Annotated in this window: 18 protein-coding genes and 1 pseudogene; 15 read left to right on the forward strand and 4 right to left on the reverse strand. The window is 43.8% G+C overall.

Features of this window, described 5'->3' with window-relative positions:
- Positions 1 to 32: 32 nt before the first annotated feature.
- From groL to DBT_RS01215, 13 genes and pseudogenes are all read left to right on the forward strand, one after another.
- Positions 33 to 1,664, forward strand: coding sequence for a chaperonin GroEL (gene groL / locus DBT_RS01155; RefSeq protein WP_067615609.1), 1,632 nt, complete (start codon positions 33 to 35; stop codon positions 1,662 to 1,664).
- A 181-nt stretch (positions 1,665 to 1,845) separates the two neighbouring features.
- A complete protein-coding gene (locus tag DBT_RS01160) occupies positions 1,846 to 2,547 on the forward strand; it encodes a lysophospholipid acyltransferase family protein (protein ID WP_067615611.1) in 702 nt (233 codons plus the stop codon).
- A gap of 30 nt (positions 2,548 to 2,577) precedes the next feature.
- The gene (locus DBT_RS01165) at positions 2,578 to 3,537 is read left to right on the forward strand and encodes a calcium/sodium antiporter (protein ID WP_067615612.1); all 960 of its coding nucleotides are present in this window, start codon (positions 2,578 to 2,580) and stop codon (positions 3,535 to 3,537) included.
- Between the two features lie 290 nt (positions 3,538 to 3,827).
- Complete coding sequence (locus DBT_RS01170; protein ID WP_161939882.1) at positions 3,828 to 5,111, forward strand: OmpP1/FadL family transporter; 1,284 nt, start codon at positions 3,828 to 3,830, stop codon at positions 5,109 to 5,111.
- 4 nt (positions 5,112 to 5,115) lie between these two features.
- Positions 5,116 to 6,816 carry an AMP-dependent synthetase/ligase gene (locus tag DBT_RS01175; protein ID WP_067615616.1) on the forward strand — a complete coding sequence of 567 codons (1,701 nt, stop codon included), beginning with the start codon at positions 5,116 to 5,118 and terminating at the stop codon, positions 6,814 to 6,816.
- Positions 6,817 to 7,421: 605 nt separating this feature from the next.
- Positions 7,422 to 9,124, forward strand: a pseudogene (locus DBT_RS12340) (UvrD-helicase domain-containing protein); the annotation flags it as partial.
- 225 nt (positions 9,125 to 9,349) lie between these two features.
- Positions 9,350 to 9,634, forward strand: coding sequence for an Asp-tRNA(Asn)/Glu-tRNA(Gln) amidotransferase subunit GatC (gene gatC, locus DBT_RS01190; protein WP_067615622.1), 285 nt, complete (start codon positions 9,350 to 9,352; stop codon positions 9,632 to 9,634).
- 15 nt (positions 9,635 to 9,649) lie between these two features.
- Complete coding sequence (gene gatA / locus DBT_RS01195) at positions 9,650 to 11,119, forward strand: Asp-tRNA(Asn)/Glu-tRNA(Gln) amidotransferase subunit GatA (RefSeq protein ID WP_067615624.1); 1,470 nt, start codon at positions 9,650 to 9,652, stop codon at positions 11,117 to 11,119.
- Between the two features lie 48 nt (positions 11,120 to 11,167).
- Positions 11,168 to 11,440 carry a hypothetical protein gene (locus DBT_RS01200; protein ID WP_083186554.1) on the forward strand — a complete coding sequence of 91 codons (273 nt, stop codon included), beginning with the start codon at positions 11,168 to 11,170 and terminating at the stop codon, positions 11,438 to 11,440.
- 173 nt (positions 11,441 to 11,613) lie between these two features.
- Positions 11,614 to 12,453: an HDOD domain-containing protein gene (locus DBT_RS01205; protein ID WP_067615628.1), complete on the forward strand. Its 840-nt coding sequence runs from the start codon at positions 11,614 to 11,616 to the stop codon at positions 12,451 to 12,453.
- 15 nt (positions 12,454 to 12,468) lie between these two features.
- Positions 12,469 to 12,894, forward strand: a complete 426-nt coding sequence (locus DBT_RS11665) for a hypothetical protein (protein ID WP_083186528.1) — start codon at positions 12,469 to 12,471, stop codon at positions 12,892 to 12,894.
- 17 nt (positions 12,895 to 12,911) lie between these two features.
- A complete protein-coding gene (locus DBT_RS11670; RefSeq protein WP_244155270.1) occupies positions 12,912 to 13,397 on the forward strand; it encodes a GGDEF domain-containing protein in 486 nt (161 codons plus the stop codon).
- Positions 13,394 to 14,275, forward strand: a complete 882-nt coding sequence (locus tag DBT_RS01215; protein ID WP_067615630.1) for a metal ABC transporter substrate-binding protein — start codon at positions 13,394 to 13,396, stop codon at positions 14,273 to 14,275. Before DBT_RS11670 ends, DBT_RS01215 begins: the two co-directional genes overlap by 4 nt.
- On the opposite strand, the gene lgt is transcribed toward DBT_RS01215, so the two are convergent.
- From lgt to nifA, 4 genes are read right to left on the reverse strand one after another with little or no spacing between them, the layout of a single operon-like run.
- Complete coding sequence (gene lgt / locus DBT_RS01220; protein WP_067615632.1) at positions 14,234 to 15,040, reverse strand: prolipoprotein diacylglyceryl transferase; 807 nt, start codon at positions 15,038 to 15,040, stop codon at positions 14,234 to 14,236. The genes DBT_RS01215 and lgt overlap by 42 nt on opposite strands.
- Before the next feature lie 9 nt (positions 15,041 to 15,049).
- Entirely contained in the window at positions 15,050 to 15,475 is a 426-nt protein-coding gene (locus DBT_RS01225; protein ID WP_067615634.1) for a hypothetical protein, read from the reverse strand.
- A gap of 4 nt (positions 15,476 to 15,479) precedes the next feature.
- Positions 15,480 to 16,799 (reverse strand): tRNA nucleotidyltransferase/poly(A) polymerase-related protein, encoded by a 1,320-nt coding sequence (locus DBT_RS01230; protein WP_067615636.1) that lies wholly within the window; start codon positions 16,797 to 16,799, stop codon positions 15,480 to 15,482.
- A gap of 6 nt (positions 16,800 to 16,805) precedes the next feature.
- Positions 16,806 to 18,416, reverse strand: a complete 1,611-nt coding sequence (gene nifA, locus DBT_RS01235) for a nif-specific transcriptional activator NifA (protein WP_083186530.1) — start codon at positions 18,414 to 18,416, stop codon at positions 16,806 to 16,808.
- A gap of 367 nt (positions 18,417 to 18,783) precedes the next feature.
- Here nifA and fbp point away from each other — a divergent pair, with 367 nt between their 5' ends.
- On the forward strand, positions 18,784 to 19,797 hold the full coding sequence (fbp, locus tag DBT_RS01240; RefSeq protein ID WP_067615638.1) for a class 1 fructose-bisphosphatase: 1,014 nt from the start codon (positions 18,784 to 18,786) through the stop codon (positions 19,795 to 19,797).
- Between the two features lie 152 nt (positions 19,798 to 19,949).
- The gene (gene htpX / locus DBT_RS01245; protein ID WP_067615640.1) at positions 19,950 to 20,801 is read left to right on the forward strand and encodes a zinc metalloprotease HtpX; all 852 of its coding nucleotides are present in this window, start codon (positions 19,950 to 19,952) and stop codon (positions 20,799 to 20,801) included.
- The last annotated feature ends 7 nt before the right edge of the window (positions 20,802 to 20,808 follow it).

A 20,808-nucleotide genomic window follows, 5' to 3' on the forward strand; every position in this document is an offset into this window, starting at 1 on the left:
AACAAAAAAATAAAATAGTGGAGGTTTAGAACATGGCTGCAAAAGAAATAAAATATGATGTTAAGGCAAGGGAATCCATCCTGAGGGGTGTTAATGCCCTGGCCAATGCAGTAAAGGTTACTCTTGGTCCTAAGGGGAGGAACGTAATCATTGAAAAGTCCTTTGGTTCTCCTGTTATTACCAAGGACGGAGTCACTGTAGCCAAAGAGATTGAGCTTGAGGACAAGTTTGAGAATATGGGTGCCCAGATGGTCAAGGAGGTTGCCTCCAAGACCAGTGATGTTGCAGGTGATGGTACAACCACCGCAACTATACTTGCCCAGGCAATATACAATGAAGGTTCCAAGCTTGTTGCCGCTGGAATCAATCCCATGGCCCTAAAGCGCGGGATTGACAAGGCAGTCGATGCAATTGTCGCGGAATTAAAGAAGATTTCAAAGCCCACCAAGGATCAGAAAGAAATCGCTCAGGTTGGTACAATTTCAGCCAACAATGACGCCACTATTGGAAATATCATTGCAGATGCAATGGATAAAGTCGGAAAAGAAGGCGTCATCACAGTTGAAGAGGCAAAGGGAATGGAGACATCCCTCGACGTTGTAGAGGGTATGCAGTTTGATCGTGGTTACCTTTCTCCATACTTTGTAACCGATCCAGAGAAGATGGAGGCCGTTTTAGAGGATCCCTACATCCTCATCCATGAGAAAAAAATCAGCAACATGAAGGATCTGTTGCCACTGCTTGAGCAGATCGCAAAGATGGGCAAACCACTCCTCATCATTGCTGAGGATGTAGAGGGTGAGGCATTGGCCACATTAGTTGTCAATAAATTGAGGGGAACCTTACAGTGCTGTGCTGTCAAGGCTCCAGGATTTGGTGATCGTAGAAAGGCCATGCTTGAGGATATTGCAATCCTCACAGGTGGCCAGATGATTGCAGAAGATCTGGGCATTAAGCTTGAAAACGTATCCCTAACTGACCTCGGTCGCGCCAAGAGGGTAGTGGTGGATAAGGAAACTACTACCATTGTCGATGGTGCTGGCTCCAAGGAGAAGATCGAGGGCAGGGTACGTCAGATCAGGGCTCAGATCGATGAGACCACTTCTGACTATGACAGAGAAAAACTCCAGGAGCGTCTTGCCAAACTCATCGGCGGTGTTGCAGTGATCAATGTTGGTGCTGCAACTGAGACCGAGATGAAAGAGAAGAAGGCAAGGGTCGAGGATGCCCTCAATGCTACAAGGGCTGCTGTCGAAGAAGGAATAGTACCTGGTGGCGGTACTGCATACCTCAGGTGCTTGAAGGCCCTTGATGACATTGAGATCGACGATCAGGACGAGCAGCATGGAATCAATCTCATTAGGCGTGCTGTTGAGGAGCCACTCCGCCAGATCGCCAATAATGCTGGCTTTGAAGGCTCCATCATTGTAGAAAGGGTAAAGAGTGAGAGCGGTAACATCGGATTTAATGCCGCAAAAGGCGAATTTGAAGATCTTATAGCTGCTGGTATCATTGATCCAACAAAGGTTTCTCGTTGTGCCCTTCAGAATGCAGCAAGTGTTGCCGGACTCCTTCTCACCACTGAGGCCATGGTAGCTGAGGCCCCGAAGAAGGAGGATAAGGCTGCAGCAGCACCGGGTGCAGGCATGCCTGACATGTACTAATAAGAGATCCCATATGATAGGATAAAATTAGAAATAGGGGGCTTTGGAAGCCCCCTATTTTTTATGCCCTGAATTGTAGGATGTAAGACCCTATAGAATCTTAAGTATATATTGGTGTTTGGATTGCTTTTTGTCCAGATTTCTCTTGAAATTGTCTGGGAGTTTTGTCATTTCTCTAGGTATGGTAGGCATAATCACTCCAATTGTAGGAATTACTACATACATAATACTTGCAACTATTGGCCTTTTAATCTCTTTTTTTTCTTCAAAAGGGCCAGATGTTCTCCATAATCTCGGAAGACTTTGGTCGAAGATCATTTTTAAGGCTGCACGATCAAAGATTGACGTAAGAGGGCAGGAACACATCCCGCATGGAACCCCTGTGGTGTTTGCCTCTAACCATCAGAGCCAATTTGATATACCTGCATTGTATCTGGCAATTCCAATCCAGTTTAGGTTTGTAGTGAAGAAGGAACTCTTTAAGATTCCACTCTTTGGTCTGGCTATGAAAAGGGCTGGTTATGTCCCCATAGATAGGACTGGTGGGAAAAAGGCTGTAAAGAGCCTGAGAGCGGCAGTTAGGCGTATTAAATCTGGGACGAGTGTTGTGGTATTCCCTGAGGGAACACGCAGCCCAGATGGAAAACTCCTTCCATTTAAGACCGGGGCTTTGCTGGTGGCGTTAAAGTCCGGTGTCCCCATTGTACCAATTGGGATCAAGGGAACTCATAAAATCCTCCCTAAAGGGAGTCTGTGGGTAAGGCCTGGGGAAGTGCAAGTATCTATTGGGAGACCAATAGATACTACTCTCTTCCAGGGAAGAGATGCCAAGGATGAACTCGTGAGAGTTGTTAGACAAGAGATTGCACGACTTATAGACTGACCAAAACATCTCTAAGGGAATAATCTTTTCATGATGCAATTTATTTTTCCAGCCTTTTTGGTGACATTTGGAATCGTGCTCCTTACTGTTGGGGCAGAGGGGCTTGTAGAGGGTAGCCTACGGTTATCTAGGCGTCTTGGGGTCAGCCCTCTTGTCGCCGGACTTACTGTGGTCGCCTTTGGTACATCCGCCCCTGAGTTAGGGGTCAGCCTTTCTGCGGCATTAAAGGGGGTCTCGGATGTAGCCTTGGGTAATGTCTTGGGCAGTAATATAGCAAATGCCCTATTGATCGTGGGAATTGGGGCAATGTTGCGTCCTTTTTCACCCCATTCAAGCCTTGTAAGGCGTGAGCTACCAGTTTTATTAGGGGTTAGTTTGGTTGCGTGGGCCTTGGCTTATCGTGGGGTGTTGACAGAACTATTTGGGCTTTTAGGGCTATTAACATTTTCGGGTTATATTTTTTATCTCTACAGGGCGAAAGAAGGAGAAGACGAATCCTTAAAGGAAATATCTGAAGAGGTCAAAAAGTCTACTGGCTTAAAAAATTCCTTTATAATAGAGGTGTTTTTAGTGGTAGGGGGGCTTATAGCCCTATTTGGGGGTTCCAAGGTATTTCTTAAGGGGGCCCTTAATATTGGATATCTGCTAGGGGTTCCAGAGCTATTTATCGGACTTACACTGACTGCTGTTGGCACATCCCTGCCGGAGATAGCTGCAACCGTATCTGCAGCAAGGAGGGGGCAGGGAGATATAATAATGGGGAACGTAATCGGGAGCAATCTCGCAAATCTCTGTTTTGTAATGGCGGTCACATCAATTTTTACTCCAATACCAGTACCAAGGCTGGCCTTGATAAGAGATTTCCCAGTAATGGTGGTCTCAGGGGGGCTTTTGTTTTTACTGGTTCAAAAAAAGACGCCAATTTCAAGATTCCAGGGTGGGGCGTTAATATTATTCTATTTTATTTATGTCTTTTTCTTGAAATATTAATAAATATTCCTTTAAACCGTTTTCTGGACACTGTGTTGTTTGTCCCCCCTCTTTGCCCCTTGGCTAGAAAGATTTCCGCGTCTGACTGTGTAGCTGTGTAGGGGGTAAGCTGATTATATATTCTAAATAAATGGTAGCTCGCTCGACGTATGCCTTAACATAGGCTTAAGATGTGGAAATTTAAAAGTGGAAATTTAAAAAATGAGTGTTGTAATATTAGATCTCTACTGATAAAAAAGGACGAAGAATTTTTTAGTGGGTTAGGAAAAAAAATTGCTAGGGAGGGAATTATGTTTCGTTTTGTGACTCAAAGATTTTTGATTGCCCTTGCGGTTGTATTTTTGTTCCTGCCTATTTCGTCAAATGAGGTCAATGGGGCAGGCTTCCAATTGTTCAATGAGTTATCTGCGCGAGGGACAGGACTTGGCGCTGCAATGACCTCGCTTTCAGATACCCCAGAGATGGCCTGGTTCAATCCTGCTGCTACCGCCTCTTTTTCAAAGACCAGGCTTCTTGCTGGAATGGCATTGGTTATGCCAAGCACAGAGTTAAGAACTCCAAATGGAGATGATCCGGATATGAAGAACATGGCATATCCAATCCCATATTTCTATGCCGCTACAACTCTAAGGGACAAGATTGGGCTCGGCCTCTCAATAAATGCCCCTTATGGTCTTACTACTGAGTGGGATAGGGATTGGCCAGGAAGATTTTTTGCAGTCAAGACTGAACTCAGGACAGTCTTTTTTACTCCCTCTATCTCCTACAGGGTAAATCCATATATTTCTCTTGGGGTTGGTGCACAGATTGTAAAGACAACAGCTGAATTGACCCAGGCTATTCCTTCTCGAACTGTGCCAGTAGCACCTGATGTGTCAATTACCACGCCAGAGGTGAGGACAGAGCTTGACGGAGAAGATACGAGCGCAGGCTATATTTTAGCCCTTCAGCTTACCCCGCACAAACACTTTAGGTTCGGGGCAGTGTTTCGTTCTGAAGTGAGTCTCGATATCGAGGGAAAGGCAAAATACAGTGAAAATGTTAGCCTTGGTGGTAGAGAGTTGTTCCCAACATCGGACGCATGGCTTGTGGTAAGGCTACCCGCCACGTTATCTCTAGGGCTAAGCACCACCTATTTTAAGAATTGGCTATTAACATTTGATTATCTGTGGACCTGGTGGTCAAGCTATGACGAACTCGCTATTCACTATGAAAAGGCGCCTGGTACAGGTGTGCCTGGTACTATTACCAAACCAAAGAATTGGAGCGACGACTATGCCTTGAGATTCGGAGCAGAGTATACAGTAAATGAGGCCCTTAAATTAAGGGGATCATATGTTTATGACCGCTCTCCTATCTCAGATACTTTCCGTGACGCAATCCTTCCAACAAATGACAGGCATCTATTCAGTATTGGCTTTGGATATAACCTTAAGGGTATCCAGATTGATGGGGCCTATACATATCTAGTCATGGAGGATTGTAAGCCTTCTCAGTTAGTTACTCCTGGACTGGTGGGTACCTATGAGGGAGGGGCCCATATAGTAAACTTTTCAGTAGGATATTCATTTTAAGATCATGGCTCGTTCACACAAGGGAATCTATACAATTCCAGAGGTATTGGAGCGAAGCGCGAGTTCGTTTGGCAAAAAGCCAGCTCTCATAAAGCGCACAGAGAAAGGAGACGTTGTCACTACCTATGAGGATCTCTTTAAAAAAGTAAATCTCCTGGCCAGAGGTCTACTCAAACATGGCCTCAAACCTGGTGACAAGGTGGCAATTCTTGGGCCCAATTCTCCTGAGTGGGGAAAGGCATATCTTGCAACTGCTACGGTAGGCGGGATTTGTGTACCTCTGGATTCTCTGCTCACCCGAAATGAGATAAATCACCTGTTGGCAGATTCCAGGGTGAAAGTGGCTTTTGTAGCTACAAGATTCCTCGATTGGGTCATGGAAAGAGAGTCCAAGTTCCCTGGACCTGAAAAGATAGTGATCCTTGATTGGGAAAGAGGGGAGCCACCTTCTAGGACAGTGACCATAGACCAGCTCATGAGGGATGGGGAAAAGGGACCTACAATAGAGTCTCGCCCCGCCCTTGAAGACCTGTGCGCCATAATATACACTTCCGGCACTACTGGGCGCCCCAAAGGGGTAATGCTCACCCACAAAAACCTCATTTCAGACTGCGCTGCATGCTACCAGGCAGTAGATATAAGAGATGACCACTTCCTTAGCGTACTGCCAATGCATCACACATTTGAATGTACAGCTGGGTTCCTTCTGCCTATATATAGCGGCTGTACTGTGACGTATGCCCGGAGCCTAAAATCAAAATACATTATTGAGGATCTTAGGGCCTCAAAGGCTACTGTCATGCTAGGGGTGCCCCTTTTATTCCAAAAAATGCTTGAGGGCATTCATAGGGGCATTTCAAAGCAAACCCTTCTCAAACGAGGGGTGGTCCGAGCACTTATGAATGCAGTAAAGACAGGAGAGAAGGTCGGGGCAAAGAATCTTGGGACCACTCTATTTAAAGGGCTCAGAGAAAAGGCAGGACTTGGTCATCTCAGATTGCTTGTAGTTGGAGGTGCCCCTATTCGCCCACAGATTCCAAGGGATTTTAGGCGCCTTGGACTCAAGATGTTACAGGGCTATGGGCTAACAGAGGCAAGTCCTGTACTCACCCTCAATCCTGAACATGCGCCAAAGGATGACAGTATAGGAAAACCGCTCCCGGGGGTTGAGGTAAAGGTGATTGATCCCAATGAGGACGGCGTAGGAGAGCTCGCATTTAGAGGCCCAATGATCATGAAGGGCTACTATAAGAACGATAAGGCCACAAAACAGGTGCTTACAGAGGATGGATGGTTGCTTACAGGGGATTTGGGTTGGATAGATAAACAAGGCTATTGCTATATTTCAGGGAGGGGCAAGAACCTGATCGTTACTTCTGCAGGTAAGAATGTCTATCCAGAAGAATTGGAGTCCCGATTAGTGGAAAGTCCTTACATCCTTGAGGCCATGGTATATGGCAAACCCTTACCTACAGGAGGAGAAGAGGTTAGGGCCATAATAGTGCCTGATTATGAGACTATCGGACAACACTATAAGAAGGGGCTTGCAGAACAGGAAATTCGGCGTCTTCTTTCAAAAGACGTTAAGAGGGTTAACCAAAATCTTTCTTCTTATAAACGTATTAAGGGTTTCCTCATACGGGATGAAGAATTTCCAAAGACATCTACTAGAAAGATTAAGCGGCATTTAGTGCCTAAATCTTAGGCCTAAATCCTGCACGGCAAAAGGGGGCAAAAATGGTTTTTAAACAGTATGTCATCCAGTTGCTTGACAAAAAACATAGATTTAACCTTCACTGTTTTAGTGAGTACAGAATTCATTTGATTTTGCCCCCTTTTGCCGCCCTTCGGGATTGGCGATTTTGCCCAATCTTCTATGTTGCTCGGGGCTCGAATCTTGGGCAAACTCCCCAATTGCAGGATTTAGGTTAAACTATCATGACGACGGAATTCGTCACCCGCGTGGATGAAAATAGGTATAGTAAGAAGGTAGAAGGGAGAAGGTAGAAGCTTTTAAAAGTGTTGAGCACTTCAGAAGTGTTGAGTGTTGAGTTTTAAGTTTTGAGTTGAAGGAAGGAAATTTTGAACCTTTAACTTTTTTGATGTCTTCGCCTTTTGGCCTCTGACTTTTGTACATGCAGGGCTTGCTTCTTCCTTCTACCTTCTGCCTTCTACCTGTTATATTGGGCGCATTACCCAAGCAGGTATTTTCACGGGAAAAATTAAGAATCAGTGGATGTTAATATCAATAGGCATGATAGGTCAGCTCACATTGATTTCCGAGGTCTAAACGAGTCTCAACAGCGGGCGGTCTTCTTTGATGAGGCAAGGCCACTTGTGGTGATCGCTGGGCCTGGCACAGGGAAAACCAAGGTCCTCGCTCACAGAGTGGTATATTTGCTTTGCCAAAAGAATATCCCCCCCAAAACATTCTTGCCATAACCTTCACTAATTATGCTGCAAATGAGATGAAGGAACGTATCTTAAATCTTTTGAAGGAATTGCGCTGGAGCGAAGACCTCTCAGATAAACTGACAGTTACTACCTTTCATTCATGGGCATATAAGTTATTGAAGGAACTCGAAGGAGACAAGGCGCCAGGTGTTATTGACGAAGTAGATGCAAATGTGCTTTTTAAAGAGGCACTTAGGCTCTCAAATATTGATTTGAGAAAGGGAAGAGGGCTGTTTAAGGAAATCAGCAGGATTAGACAGGACTTTCCAGTCTTTGAACCGAGAAATAAAGATCTACGTACCGCCTATTTTTTTTACAAGGGACTTCTTTCAAGGTACGGAGTAGTAGATTTTGATGATTTGATGTTGAGGATTGCGGAACTCTTTAGGGATAAAGATGTCCTTCAACAGATAGGCAAGAGGTGGAGCTATATCCTTGTAGATGAATTTCAGGATGTAAATAGAGTACAATTTGAGCTTGTGAAGGCCCTTTCTACCAACCATGTGACTATAATAGGGGATCCAGATCAGTCAATTTATTCCTTTAGGGGGGCGGATTCTGGATCGATTAGGCGGTTTATTACTGAATTTCCAGATGCAGAGGTGATAACACTTGACATCGCATACAGGTGTCACCAGGAGATACTCGATAGTGGTTCAGCAGTACTTGGGCACTCAGAGTGCAAGGCACGGACTATACGTTCTAACAAAGGCAAGGGCCCGAAGATAGTGGTAAAGGGCTTTAAAAATCCAGATCAAGAGGCCAAGTGGATTGCAGAAACAGTAGAGTCCCTTACTGGGGCCATGAGTTTCGAGGCCATTAATTTTTCCAGATCTAACGTGCCAAATGACGAATACAGACTGCCTGAAATAGCTGTGCTTTTAAGGGTCCATAGTCTGAAAAATCCCATTGAAAAGGCCTTTTTGAGAAAGGGTATTCCATTTCGAGAGACAAAAGGGCGTTCGCCCATGGAAAACGATGATGTCCGTGCTGTGTCAAGACTGATGAGGATTGTCATGGATGAAAATGCGCAGTTTCATAAGAGCAGGCTCATCATGGAAAAGGGCCTAACAGAAAAAGACATCGAATCTTGTGTTAGTGCATGGAAAAAAGGTGATAAGCGTGAGGCCATAAGGCTTTTAGGTGCAGATCCGGAAAATATGCTTTTGAAGATTTTTTTGAAGGGTCTTGAATCAAATGATGTGGAGGAGATTGCCCTACAGTTTAAATCTGATGTAGATCTTCTGGGTATAGACCTTGAGTGTGTTAATCTTATGACAATGCACAGTGCCAAGGGCTTAGAGTTCCCGGTTGTATTTATTCCACGGTGTGAGGAAGATGTTGTGCCCTTGAAGGGTGGTGATGAAGACGAGGAGAGGCGTCTTTTTTATGTGGCTCTTACAAGGGCTGAGAAGATGGTATATATAACTTATTGCTTTGAAAATAAAGGAAAAAGTAAATTTATAAAAAGTTTTCCTAAGGAGGCATACTTAGACGAGATAGTGTTGCCTGTTAGGACTAAAAAAAAGAAAAAACGGCCAAAGCAAGGGAGCCTATTTTAGAGTTTTGAGTTATGAGTTTTGAGTTGAAGGAAAAAGTTGGTCGTATTCTCAACGAGGAGCTTGGGAACGCGGCACCGTAGAACGTTGAACTTATGCCATAGGCATTTTGGGATAAAAATGTTGTTGGCAATGTTTCTTGGCGCACTATATTAAGATGCTAGAGTAACCAAAGTTCAGTATCCGAATTTGGTTTTGATTAATTTGTCTCATGGAGGGCCACGGATGAAGATAACGAGAGGGGAAGTAGAACATATTTCAGAGCTTGCAAGACTAAGCTTTTCTGAGGATGAGTTAGAGGTAATAGCAAATCAGTTGAACGATATTCTTGGATATATCGACAAACTGAACGAACTTGATACAGCTGGCATCGAACCTACAACCCATGCCCAGGAGTTAGTGAACGCCTTTAGAATGGATGAACCACAAGAATCTCTAAATGTGGATGATTCGTTGTCAAATGCTCCCGAAAGGGAGGGAGGCCAGTTTGTGGTCCCAAGGATAATTTAAAAGGAGATGATTGAGATGTCCGCTAATACTGAAATAACTGATCTCACCCTTTGGCAGTTAAGAGAGCTTCTCCTTAAAAAGGAATTGAGCGCAAAAGATGTTGCCAAGGCCTACCTCGAGAGGATAAGCCTTGTGGATCCAAAGGTAAAGGCATATATCACAGTTACAGAGGACCTTGCCTTAAAACAGGCAGAAGAAGCGGATAACCGAATTCTGAAAGGAGATGTTGAGCCGCTTACAGGTATTCCAATAGCCCTAAAAGATGTCCTCTGCACAAAGGGAGTGCAAACCACCTGTGCTTCAAAGATCCTAGAGAATTTTGTCCCCCCATACGATGCAACAGTTGTAAAGAGGCTAAAAGGCCAGGGGGCTGTAATATTGGGCAAACTCAATATGGATGAATTCGCTATGGGTTCTTCTACTGAAAATTCTGCCTTCTTTCCAACCAAAAACCCGTGGAATTTGGAGTGCATTCCTGGGGGGTCCAGTGGAGGATCGGGTGCTGCAGTAGCGGCACGAATAGCCTGTGCTACCCTTGGATCAGACACAGGTGGTTCTATTAGGCAGCCTGCCTCCCACTGTGGAGTCGTTGGGATGAAGCCTACATATGGTAGGGTCTCTCGTTATGGGCTTGTGGCCTTTGCCTCATCTTTAGATCAGATTGGTCCCATGACACGGGATGTCCGTGATTGTGCCATACTTTTGAACGCTATAGCAGGATATGATCCGAAAGATTCAACCTCGCATCCATCTCCTTGCCCTGACTATGAAAAGGCACTTTCTCACACTGTTTCAGGACTGAAGATTGGGATCCCTAAGGAATATTTTGGCCAAGGCTTGGGAGATGAGGTGGAAAAGGCGGTCACCAAGGCAATGGCCCTCCTTAAAGAAAACGGGGCGGAATTGAAGGAAATAAGTCTTCCTCATACAGAGTACGCAGTTGCCACTTATTACATAATTGCCCCAGCTGAAGCGAGTTCAAACTTAATGCGCTATGATGGCGTAAAATATGGGTTACGGGCCGAAGGCTATAAGGATCTATTGGAGATGTACAAGATGACAAGGTCCCAAGGATTTGGCCCAGAGGTGAAACGTAGGATTATGCTAGGGACATATAGCCTCTCTTCTGGATATTATGATGCATATTATAAAAAGGCCTCTCAGGTTAGGACAGTAATCAGAAAGGACTTCATTGAAGCATTTAAGGAGTGTGACTGCATTTTGACCCCAGTTGCTCCCACACCTGCGTTTAAGCTTGGTGAGAAGCTAGATGACCCACTTCAAATGTACCTTTCTGACATTTTTACTATTCCTGTAAATTTGGCTGGGCTTCCAGCGATTTCAGTGCCATGTACTCTGTCTAATGATGGGCTGCCGATAGGGGTGCAATTTGTGGGACCACCTTTTAAGGATGAAGTCTGTATACATGTAGGAGGAGCATTTGAGGCAATACGAGGTCCATTTGCCCCATGGCCTGAGCTGTAAAGGGGAAGAGGCTTGCAGCGTATTCCCATTAAAGCCGCAAAGGAGGGAATGATCTTAGCAAAGGAGGTCCTCTCAGAGGATGGACAGGTCCTTTGTGGCCCTGGGATAAAACTCACTAGTGAGGTGATTAGTCGCCTGGAACGATCAGGAGTAGAGTCAATAGCTGTAAAGGGACATCCTGTTGAGATTCCAGGCGAAAAGCCTTTAAAGGAACGTTTGAGAGAGCTTGAAGATCGATTTTCAAGGGTAATGGATGATCCAGTTCAGAGGGCCTTAATGAAGCTCATAGCAGAGTATTGGGTGAGGTGTTATAAGGAATAATTTATTAGTTATTCGTTAGTTGTTCAGTTGTTATTCGATAGTTATTTGTAGTTGGCGACTAGTACGTCAAAATCTTATAACATAAGAATAAGAAGGGCCTTTTTAGGTGGCATTATGGGGCTTAAGTTGCCAATAGAATAACAACGAATGACAATGAATGACAGGAGTTTAGCTTGACGAAAAACGAAGAAATTAAAAAGAGGTTAAAGAACCTTAAGTCTCTCCCCACGCTTCCCACGATTGTATCAAAGCTTAATGAGATAGTTGACGATGATGAGGCTACTGCCATAAGTCTGGGCAAGATAATAGAAAAGGACCAGGTACTTACTAGCAAGCTTCTTCGCATGGTAAATTCGTCGTTCTTCGGTTTCCCACAGAGAATCAGTACTGTTTCCAATGCCATAGTACTATTGGGGTTCAATGTTATTAAGACCCTGGTTGTGACTTCAAGCATTTTTGAGGTTATGCAATCTTCAGACATAGGACTCTGGGAGCATTCCTTGGGATGTGCAGCCTGTGCTGGTATCCTTGCAAGGAGGAGGGGAATAAACAATCCTGAAGAGGTCTCTACTGCAGCCCTGATCCACGATATAGGGAAGGTAGTTATAAGGGCGGAGATGCCAGAGGATTACTCCAAGATAATGGATTTAGTTCTCACAAGGGATATACCTATGAGGAAGGCAGAGGAGGAGATACTTGGGGTTCAGCATGGAGAGATCGGAAAGTGGCTCTCTATGGAGTGGAATCTGCCAGATAAGCTATCAATTCCAATCGGATTTCACCATCACCCAGATGATGCTCCTGATTTTAAAGACATAGTAGCTATCATACATGTCTCAGACATTTTGATTAGGGCATGGGGATTCGGTTTTGGAGGCGACAAGTGGGTGCCTCCACTAGATCATAGGGCCTGGTCGTTGATAAAGTTTGGTAAAAAAGAAGGTATGGAAATCCTAGAAGAATTAGATGAAAAGCTTGCAGAGCTCAAGAATTTTACTATGGATTTGGCCTAAGGATTCAGAGCTTAAATGGCAAGGATAAGCCTTATTGCCCCCGATTTTTTAAAGAATCCTGATGACAGACTCTGTATAGAGGCCTTTGGACACGTATTGATTGTCAATCAAAGGCTTCAAAATGCCATAGAAGGGCTACTGAATGATCCACCGGAGTGCCTGGTTATCCAAAAGGATCTTCCTGATGAATTGGATAAGACAGTGATCATGGCACTAAAACAAGACCTTAAGCTCTCATTTCTTCCAGTGATATTAGTAGCTCAAAGACGAGATATTATTTCCGGTATAGATTTTGATCAATACCCTGTGGATGAACTCGTTGCCTTAGAGGCGCCACCAGAGGAACTGCTTACGAGGATAGATCTTTCCCTAGCCAAGGCACACAGGGGATATCTGACAACAATCCCCTCACAGGGCTTCCAGGAAACACCTCAATCCTAAAGACTATTCAAGGATATTTGGACAGTGGAACAGAGCGTGCCATCGCCTATGTGGATATAGACAATTTTAAACCATTGAACGACAAGTATGGGTTTTCTAGAGGAGATGAGGTGATCAGAATGGTGGCCAGGATTTTGGTGAACGTGGTATCTGAAGAGGCTAGATCAGAAGGTTTTGTCGGTCATGTTGGCGGAGATGATTTTGTGTTTTCAGTGCCAATAGATAAGGCAGAGGTTGTGTGTCAAAGGATTATATCAAGCTTTGATTCATTAATTGTCCTTTTTCTCGACGAAGATGACCTCAAAAGGGGCTATTTTGAATCAATGGACAGACTGGGAAGGCCTCAAAGATTCCCTTTAACTAGCCTCTCTATTGCAGTGGTTTTATGTAGGCGAGGCCGTTATAGCCATTATGGCCAGGTATCAATGACAGCAGCACAATTAAAGAAGAAAGTGAAATCTATAGAAGGTAGTGCCTATCTTATAGACAGGAGGGAAGAGTGAAAAAGAATCATTTTATTATAGCAGTATTAATTTTTTTGAGCATTTCCTTAGCGAGGGATGGGTGGTCTGGAGAAAATCGGTTCCAGGTTGTATCAACCATACTTCCTTGGGGAGATTTTTTAAATAAACTCTGCGATGGAAGGTGTGCTGTAAAGGTGCTTCTCCCCCCTGGGGCCACACCTCACACTTGGTCACCAAGGCCAGAGGATATAAAGGATGTAAGTAATGCAAGGATCTTTGTCTACACTAGTAGACACTTGGAACCATGGGCAGTGGACTTTGTAGATGGTTTTATAAAAGGACCTAAAAAGGTCCTTGAAATAGATGAGATTCAAAACACAGGGACTGATCCACATATCTGGCTTGATTTTAAATTTGATCAAAAGGTGGTTGAGAAAATGGCAACCCTCCTTTCTCAAGTAGATCCCAGTGGTAAACAGATTTATGAAAAAAAGGCAATGCTGCTTAAGGCATCATTGGAAGAACTTGATTCATCTTATAGAAAACAACTACGAGATTGCAGGTATAAGACCATTGTTGTTGCCGGCCACAATGCCTTTTCCCGTATAGGGAATGCCTATGGATTGAAAGTGCTTTCTGTCATGGGAATAAGTCCTGATGCCCACATAACGCCGAGAGATCTGTCTAGGGTGATTGCATTTGTCAAGAAGGAAAAGGTGCCAGCAATATTTTTTGACCACGCAGTTACAGACCGTATAGCAAAGGTAATATCAACAGAGACTGGTGTAGAGATCAAAGCGATTTCCCCTGGGGTCTCTCTCCGTAGGGAGGACCTTAATAGGGGGATTGATTTTTTCAGACTAATGTTTGAAAACTTAAATGCGTTGAGTTCTGGGCTTTTGTGTAATCAAGAATAAAATAATGCCAACACAAATCATACATAGTGAGAGGATCTGCCCCATGGTCATCCATCCAAATAGGATGAAACCAAGTTGTGGGTCCGGTTCTCTAAAAAATTCTGCAAAGAATCTTAGAAAGCCATAGATTATGAGAAAAAGGGAAAAGAGTCCTCCAGGATATCGGTCCTTTCCTTTTAAAAGGGAGAGTAACAGGAATAGGATTGGGCCCTCAAGCAAGGCTTCGTAGAGTTGTGAGGGGTGGCGTGGAATTGGCCCTCCTCCAGGGAATATCATTGCCCATGGGACATCTGAGGGTCTCCCAAATAATTCTCCGTTAATGAAGTTGGCAATGCGACCGAGTCCCAGCCCTATTGGCGCTGGCCAAACGAACCTGTCTGCCCATTTAAAAAAAGATTCTTTATAACGTTTACAAAAAATCAGTCCAGCAGCTATTGCCCCGATAGCGCCTCCGTGAAAGCTCATCCCCCCGTGCCAAGTGGCAAAGATCTCTAATGGATGCTCAAGGAAATAGTCTAGATTGTAAAAGAGACAATATCCAATCCTACCTCCCAAAATGACGCCAATTATAAGGTAGGCCATTAGGCTCTCAAGATGAGCAAGTTCAAGATTGACACGTTCAGGTGTTACAAGCTGCCTTTTTATTTCCCTTTTTACCAAGATCCAGGCACATAGAAAGCCCACAAGATACATGATCCCGTACCATCTTACTGCAAAAGGACCAATCCTAAAGATTACGGGATCTATATTGGGATACGGGATCATGCTAGACTTTTAGGAACGCTTTTTGGGAAGCGTGATTACCCTAGGACCTACGCTGCCCGGGCCTTTTTTAGGGTCGTCGTCTTTCAAGGATTCTTTGGAGCCTTCTTGTATCACCCCTAATCCCTGAAGTATGGCCTGATATTGTGCTACGATACTTGGAGAAAGTTCATTACCGAGGATAAAACATGACACTTTTGACCTCTGTACCCTTATTGACCCTGTAGTAAGTGCGCTTAAAACATGTGGTCTGACCACAGGACCTTTTTGGGGATCGTAAATTACTGCACAGGGCACATAAAGGTCAAAAAAAGCGGCCTTTTCTAGGGCAAAGATAGCGGTTTCCGTCTGCTTGTTATACCTAATTTCACCAAGTATAAGTCCAAGACCATCTACCTCCAGAAGAACCAATTCTTTAGCATTCTGTCTGAGTTTCATTGGATCATCTCCCTATTTTACTGTATTGCCTATTTTTTCTCTTTTTCCCCCTATCCTTTTTGTTCTTTTTAGGGGTGCCATTTTGCTTGAGTCTTACTTCAAAGATCTCTTTACCCTCAATCTCCCTGATTTTATTATAAAGAAAAAGGGCATCCTTAAATACATGCTTTGACCAGACTCGTTTGGGGAGTCTGCCTCTAGCATGACAAAGGCCTAATGGCCACTGGCTTGAGAGAATTTGGGCAGTCTCATCTCTCACGGCGCGTCTAAAGTCGTAAGGCTGAACGAGTTCATCAATGATACTGCGCACCTCAAATGTAGGCCATTTAAGTTTTTCACTCCTCAAGCCTTCCCACATAGGATGTGCTTTGAGAGCAGGATATAAAAACATCGCCAATCGAAGAGCCTCCTTTGGCTCCTCACCACTTCTTATTTTTTGATCAAGCGTATCCAAAAGGCCATACAAGAGCCTTTTGATGCTGCTTGGCCCATTTAGTATAAGCGAGGAATATACCGGGAAAATGGCCTCAAAAAGACCACTTTTTATCAGATATTCCATCCACTGTCTTGAAAAACCACTCTTTATGTCTTTGAGCCATTCATCCCGAACTCTCGGAATAGAACAAAGACGAATTTTTGAGGCGTTTTGGCAGATAGCCTCCCAAGTCTTTTTTTCAATAACAAAACCTGTCCGTGCTGCATGTCTCACTGCCCTCATCATCCGGACTGGATCTCTTAGAAACCTGTGGTTGGGTTCACCAATGGAGCGGATGATACCCTGCTCTAGATCCTCCATTCCTCCTACATAGTCGATAATACTGAAGTCAGCTATGTTGTAAAATAGACCATTAATAGTCAAATCCCGCCTAAAGGCGTCTTCCATCGGGGTACCATAGATTTCGTCATCACTTTTGCCATTTAATAGCGCCTCTCTGTCGTCACAGTCTGACTGGCGCCTAAAAGTGCTGACCTCAATAATTTTACCGCCTTTGAAATAGACGTGTACGATTCTAAACCGTTTCCCTATGATGCGACTGTATCTAAAAATTCGTCTAATCTCATGGGGACGGGCATTGGTTCCAATGTCAAAGTCTTTGGGTCTTTTGCCAAGCAAGAGGTCTCTTACACTTCCTCCAACTAAATAGGCCAAATATCCTTTTTCCTTTAGTCTGTATAGGACCTTTAGAGCCTCACGGTCCATGGCCTTTCTGCTAATGCAGTGCTTGGGCCTCGGAATGATCTTTGGGCTGTGGCCAAATTCTTTAAAAAGTCTCTTTTGTCGGGGCGTTGGAAGCCCTGCATTTAATATAGATTCTCTGAGCATATCTTTTTACACTTCTTTTCGGATGGGCTTGAATGCGCTAGGATCAATGCCGTATTTTTGAACCTTATAATTTATGATCCTAAGAGTTGTGCCCAATATTTTTGCGGCCTTAGACTGATTTCCCTTGGCTTCTCTTAAGGCATCCAAAATTAATTCCTTTTCAAAGTCTTCTACCCGTTTTTTAAGTGATGTATTTTTTTTATCCCTCTGTTGTTCAGATGACAAGGTCATTATTGTAGGGGGCAGGTGATGAGACCTTATAGTGTCTTCATCACAGATCAATACTGCACGTTCAATACAGTTTTCAAGTTCCCTAATATTCCCTGGCCAGTGATATTGGATGAGGAGATCAATGGCAGAAGTAGAGATCCTCTTTATCTTTTTGTTGTTCTCGGAGGCAAATTTTTCCAAGAAATGCTCTGCAAGTAGTAGTATATCTGTTTTTCTTTCACGAAGTGGAGGAATGTAAATAGGAAATACATTAAGTCTATAATATAGATCTTCTCTGAACTGGCCCTGTTCAAGTGCACGTTCAAGGTCCTTGTTCGTAGCAGCAATTATCCTCACGTCGCATTTTATGGATTTTTGTCCTCCTACTCGTTGAAATTCCCTGTCCTGAATGACATTTAGGAGTTTCACCTGCACTGAATGCGGGAGTTCACCAATTTCATCCAAGAATATGGTCCCCTTGTGGGCCTGTTCAAAACGTCCTTTTTTGGTCTGAATGGCCCCGGTAAATGCCCCTCTTTCATGGCCGAATAGCTCTGATTCTACCAATGATTCAGGTAGTGCAGAGCAATTCACTGTAACAAAAGGTCCCTTGGCCCTTGGGCTGTTGTAGTGGATGGCCTTTGCAATCATGCTTTTGCCTGTGCCGCTTTCCCCACGCAACAGCACAGTGGCATTACTTTGAGATACCCTGTGGGCCATTTCAAAGACCTCTTGCATTCTGGTGCTTTTGCCTATGAGTTTTCCGAAACTGTAGCGTTCCTTTAGGGCTATTTTTAATTGTCTGTTTTCCTCTAGTAGGTTTTCACGTTCGTAATTTGCCTCTTGAAGCTTTTTGACACTTTGCGCAATAAGCCCACTAATGATTGTCAGGAGTCTCAGGTCCTCTTCAAGCCCCTTTTCTCCGGAAAATTTTCTGTCGACGCTGAGGGCACCAATCACCACATCCCCTGCCTTTATTGGGACGCAGATAAAGGAAAGTTCATCTTTGTCTCGTTCTTTTCTGCTCCTTGTCTTATTGAGAAACCTTGGGTCCTCACTGATTCTAGGCACTATTATGGGCTCGCCTGTAGCCACAACTGTGCCTGTTATACCCTCACCAAGTTTGTATCGCCCCCGCTGTTTTGCTTTATGAGTAAGCCCTTTTGCCGCTTCAATCTGAAGTTCCTGGGTCTTTGGGTTAAAAATGGTGATAGTACCCCGTTCCATGCCTGCTCTGTGTGCGAGGATGTCTAGGATATCCCTAAGGGCCTTTTTTATGTCTAATGTGCTGGATAGGGCCCTGGTAACCTCATACAGGCATGTAAGTTCACGTATGGCCTTTTCTGGGTCCTTTATTGGGTCCTGGCTAAAGATGTCTTGTTTATAATTTATTGTTTCTGCTAGCATAGAAGTAGATTTTGCAATATTTTTACAAAAATGTAAAGGACAGTTGTGTTGACATTCTAGTTGGGTATCCCCATAATAGAAGATTGAAGTTTGACTTAAGGTTAAATATGACATCTTTAAGAGGGGAATACCTCGATGACAAATCAGATTTTAGAATAAAAAAACAAAGATCTGTAACTTCTTTCAGGATGGGGTAGAGGCAATTAGGTTAAAGAAGCTCGTCTGTAATTGCTTACAACTTTTTAATAATGCCACATATCAAAAGCCCGTACAATAAAATGCATCGATTTCACAATCATAATGTAGTTAACTGTAAAAGGTGGGGATCTTTTGCCAAAATTTGAGATTTTTTCATAGGAGGTACGTAATGGAAGGAATAGGCATTAGCGTCATAGAACATCTGCTGATTCATCAAAAGGAATCACCCGCGGCAACTGGCCAATTCACTAGGCTATTAAGCGAGCTCATATTCTCTGCAAAGATAATTTCACGAGAGGTAAATAAGGCAGGCTTGGTTGATATTCTTGGGCTTACTGGCGACATAAACGTGCAGGGAGAGCAGGTCAGAAAACTAGATGATTTTGCAAATAAGGTCTTGATCTATAGGATGCAGAGGGCAGGAGTGCTCTGTGCTATGGCATCAGAAGAAAATGCAGACATTATAGAGGTACCTGATAATCTGCCAAAGGGAAACTACATACTTGTCTTCGATCCGTTAGATGGATCCTCCAATATTGACGCAAACGTAAATATAGGCACTATTTTTTCTATATATAGAAAAGTCTCTGATAGGTCTTATGTAACTTTAGAAGATTTTTTGAGGAAGGGTGCTGAGCAGGTGGCTGCAGGCTATTTTATATATGGCCCTAGCACCATGCTGGTTTATACCACTGGAAATGGGGTAAATGGGTTTACTCTAGATCCGTCAGTAGGAGAATTTCTGCTTTCACACCCAGATATTAAAATTCCTGAAGTGGGAAAGGTGTATTCCGTCAATGAGGCCTATACCTGTTATTGGGATGAACCCACAAAGCGAGTTGTAGAATACTTCAAGAGCCCAGACAATGAGAGGGGTAAGCCATATGGAGCTAGATATATTGGTTCTCTTGTAGCTGATTTCCATAGAAATCTATTATATGGCGGTATTTTTATGTATCCTGCAGACAAGCGTGATCCGGCAAAACCCAGGGGAAAGCTAAGGCTCCTTTGTGAAGCCGCTCCGTTGGCCTTTGTAGTAGAACAGGCAGGTGGGGCTGCCACCGATGGAAAAGATCGTATACTGGACATAAAGGCAACAGCACTCCATGAAAGAGTACCTCTTTTCATAGGTAGTAAGAAAGATGTTGAGAAGGCCACAGCGATTATGCAGGGAAAGGCATAAACTCAAACTATATGCTTTAAACTCTAAATAAAAGTCTTTTAAAACGGAAAATGAATGTTGTGTTAAAAATGAACAATGTAACCAATCATGTCGATAATAACATTCGTCAGCTAAAAGTATATAAAAAAATGTTTAAGGAGGAAAAATAGACTATGGTAAATGTCTTCAAGACATTTTTACTCCTGGCAGCACTGACAGCCCTTTTTATGTTTATAGGAGAGGCCCTAGGGGGCAGGACTGGAATGATTATGGCGCTTATGTTAGCCATGGTCATGAATTTTTTCGCCTACTGGTTTAGTGATAAAATGGCCCTTGCCATGAGTGGCGCAACACCAGTATCTGAGGCTGAGGCGCCAGAGTTACATCAAATGGTGGAAATCCTTTCTCAAAAGGCAGGCATCCCTAAACCAAAAGTATATATTATCCCACAGGAGACTCCTAATGCATTTGCAACAGGAAGAAATCCAAATCACGCTGCTGTTGCTGTAACAGCAGGGATAATGAGGATCCTCTCCAAGGAGGAGCTCATGGGAGTGCTGAGTCATGAGCTCGCTCACATAAAAAATAGGGATATCCTCATTAGCAGTATAGCGGCAGTACTTGCTGGTGCCATCAGTTATTTGGCAAATATGGCCCAGTGGGGACTGATGTTTGGCGGCCTTGGTGGAAGCGATGATGAAGATGGCAATCCGTTGGGCATTATTGGGGTCATAATTATGATGATACTTGCTCCAATTGCTGCAATGCTTATCCAGATGGCAATATCAAGGAGCAGAGAATATTTAGCAGATGCCACAGGAGCTAGGATACTTGGAGATCCTGTACCCCTTGCAAGTGCCCTCAAACGTCTAGAAGAATGGAACCACAGGCTTCCAATGGCAGTAAATCCAGCAACAGCTCAGATGTATATCGTAAATCCACTGAGATCTGGCAATATTATGCATCTGTTCAGCACTCATCCACCTATAGAAGAGCGCATAAAAAAGTTACTTTCCATGAAATAAGTCTTGA

Origin of the sequence: Dissulfuribacter thermophilus, from assembly GCF_001687335.1 — a bacterium.
Taxonomy (GTDB): Bacteria; Desulfobacterota; Dissulfuribacteria; order Dissulfuribacterales; family Dissulfuribacteraceae; genus Dissulfuribacter; species Dissulfuribacter thermophilus.

Bases quoted from the DNA above. Each gene is read 5' to 3' on its own strand.
- groL (WP_067615609.1), top strand. From the start codon at position 33: ATGGCTGCAAAAGAAATAAAATATGATGTTAAGGCAAGGGAATCCATC.
- DBT_RS01160 (WP_067615611.1), top strand. From the start codon at position 1,846: ATGGTAGGCATAATCACTCCAATTGTAGGAATTACTACATACATAATA.
- DBT_RS01165 (WP_067615612.1), top strand. From the start codon at position 2,578: ATGATGCAATTTATTTTTCCAGCCTTTTTGGTGACATTTGGAATCGTG.
- DBT_RS01170 (WP_161939882.1), top strand. From the start codon at position 3,828: ATGTTTCGTTTTGTGACTCAAAGATTTTTGATTGCCCTTGCGGTTGTA.
- DBT_RS01175 (WP_067615616.1), top strand. From the start codon at position 5,116: ATGGCTCGTTCACACAAGGGAATCTATACAATTCCAGAGGTATTGGAG.
- gatC (WP_067615622.1), top strand. From the start codon at position 9,350: ATGAAGATAACGAGAGGGGAAGTAGAACATATTTCAGAGCTTGCAAGA.
- gatA (WP_067615624.1), top strand. From the start codon at position 9,650: ATGTCCGCTAATACTGAAATAACTGATCTCACCCTTTGGCAGTTAAGA.
- DBT_RS01200 (WP_083186554.1), top strand. From the start codon at position 11,168: ATGATCTTAGCAAAGGAGGTCCTCTCAGAGGATGGACAGGTCCTTTGT.
- DBT_RS11665 (WP_083186528.1), top strand. From the start codon at position 12,469: ATGGCAAGGATAAGCCTTATTGCCCCCGATTTTTTAAAGAATCCTGAT.
- lgt (WP_067615632.1), bottom strand. From the start codon at position 15,040: ATGATCCCGTATCCCAATATAGATCCCGTAATCTTTAGGATTGGTCCT.
- DBT_RS01225 (WP_067615634.1), bottom strand. From the start codon at position 15,475: ATGAAACTCAGACAGAATGCTAAAGAATTGGTTCTTCTGGAGGTAGAT.
- DBT_RS01230 (WP_067615636.1), bottom strand. From the start codon at position 16,799: ATGCTCAGAGAATCTATATTAAATGCAGGGCTTCCAACGCCCCGACAA.
- nifA (WP_083186530.1), bottom strand. From the start codon at position 18,416: ATGCTAGCAGAAACAATAAATTATAAACAAGACATCTTTAGCCAGGAC.
- fbp (WP_067615638.1), top strand. From the start codon at position 18,784: ATGGAAGGAATAGGCATTAGCGTCATAGAACATCTGCTGATTCATCAA.
- htpX (WP_067615640.1), top strand. From the start codon at position 19,950: ATGGTAAATGTCTTCAAGACATTTTTACTCCTGGCAGCACTGACAGCC.